Genomic DNA, 1,034 nt, shown 5'->3' with positions numbered 1-1,034 from the left:
CAGCCCCAACGAATACGAACACCGACACCACACCGCTAAACTCACGCTCGCCGCGTGATCAATAACCGCGTGCCCACCTTCATGGGGGAAGGCCCAGCAACGCCGTCCCGGACGGGGGTCTGACTCATGAGATCTATGACCGAAGTGTCCAGTCACGGGCTTGTCGACTGCCGTTGCGGGATGGTGCCTGCTGTCACCGAGCCACAGGGCGTGTCCCCATAGGGGCCTTGCCGAGTTTCGGGCGCCATCACGGTTCAGACCGCCCGAGCGAGCCGGTGCCATTCACCCAGCACGTCAGGCGCGGGAAAGGCGAACCACCATGACGACCCGACAGCGCAGCACCTCCTCCACCAGCACGGATCCACCTGTTCCCGGCGAAGTCGTCCTGGGCGTGGACACGCACGGCGAGGTTCACGTCGCCGCCGTGATCTCCCCGCTGGGGAAGGTCCTGGGCACCGAGTCCTTTCCGGCCACGGCGGCCGGCTACCGCCGGCTGCTCGTCTGGGCCGGCAAGCTGGGGAAAGTGCGCCGGGCCGGTGTGGAGGGCACCGGCACCTTCGGTGCGGGCCTGTCCCGTTACCTGCTGGCGCAGCGCTTCGAGGGGTACGAGGTGAACGGCCCGCCCGTTCGGCCCGCCGTCTGTTGGGGAAGTCGGACCCGCTCGATGCGCAGGCTGCCGCGCGGGCCGTGGTCAGCGGTCGCGCCCGGGCGCGGGCAAAATCCGGCGACGGTCCGGTGCAGTGCGCCCGGATGTTGAAGCTCGCGAAGGACTCTGCGGTCAAGGCTCGCACCCAGGCGATCAACCAGCTCAAGGCCGTTCTGGTCATTGCCGACCCCGCCCTGCGGGAGCGGCTGTCGAGCCTGGGCAACCGCGAGCTGTTCCGCACCTGCGCACGCCTCGGCCTACCCGGCGGGGGGTGACGAGGACGCGGTGACCCAGGGCCTTCCCCCATGAAGGTGGGCACGCGGTTATTGATCACGCGGCGAGCGTGAGTTTAGCGGTGTGGTGTCGGTGTTCGTATTCGTTGGGGCTG

Annotated in this window: 2 protein-coding genes; both read left to right on the top strand. The window is 68.5% G+C overall.

Features of this window, described 5'->3' with window-relative positions; genetic code table 11:
- Positions 1-319 precede the first annotated feature (319 nt).
- Positions 320-757: an IS110 family transposase gene (locus ACZ7GZ_RS43520; RefSeq protein ID WP_471033426.1), complete on the top strand. Its 438-nt coding sequence runs from the start codon at positions 320-322 to the stop codon at positions 755-757.
- Entirely contained in the window at positions 751-921 is a 171-nt protein-coding gene (locus ACZ7GZ_RS43515; RefSeq protein WP_471033424.1) for a hypothetical protein, read from the top strand. The genes ACZ7GZ_RS43520 and ACZ7GZ_RS43515 overlap by 7 nt, the downstream gene beginning before the upstream one ends.
- Positions 922-1,034: the final 113 nt, after the last annotated feature.

The sequence above is a fragment of the Streptomyces sp. NPDC037288 genome (assembly GCF_055603265.1).
The sequence above is the reverse complement of the archived record's forward strand: the minus strand, read 5'-3'. Positions and strand labels throughout refer to the sequence as shown.

Excerpts from the sequence above, each read along its gene's own strand:
- ACZ7GZ_RS43520 (WP_471033426.1), top strand. The coding sequence starts at position 320 with ATGACGACCCGACAGCGCAGCACCTCCTCCACCAGCACGGATCCACCT.
- ACZ7GZ_RS43515 (WP_471033424.1), top strand. The coding sequence starts at position 751 with ATGTTGAAGCTCGCGAAGGACTCTGCGGTCAAGGCTCGCACCCAGGCG.